Annotated in this window: 1 pseudogene; it reads left to right on the top strand. The window is 41.5% G+C overall.

Annotated elements, in window-relative coordinates:
• Positions 1–235: pseudogene (locus HC026_RS12760) on the top strand (hypothetical protein); the annotation flags it as partial.
• Positions 236–277 lie beyond the last annotated feature (42 nt).

The following is a 277-nucleotide window of genomic DNA, read 5'->3' as shown; positions in this document are numbered from 1 at the left end:
CCTGATTGCCATGTGCCTTGATTTAGATTCCGACTTCCGTACCGCATATGAAACTTATCAAGCGATTCTTTCGGCAGTTAAGGAGCGTGATGTGACTGCGCTCGAACGAACTCTGAACAATTATTACGCGCTAAATAATCGCATGGATCAATCGATTAAATCGCTGAAAAAGTATCAGGTGTCAAGGGCGGTCATAAAATGTCGGTTTAGGGCGGTTAAAAATGTAGGTTTTTAGCGGTCAGTCTACATTTTTCAAACGATACGATTTACCAGTAAT

Origin of the sequence: Secundilactobacillus angelensis (genome assembly GCF_012641075.1) — a bacterium.
In the GTDB taxonomy this organism is placed as follows: domain Bacteria; phylum Bacillota; class Bacilli; order Lactobacillales; family Lactobacillaceae; genus Secundilactobacillus; species Secundilactobacillus angelensis.
The sequence above is the reverse complement of the archived record's forward strand: the minus strand, read 5'-3'. Positions and strand labels throughout refer to the sequence as shown.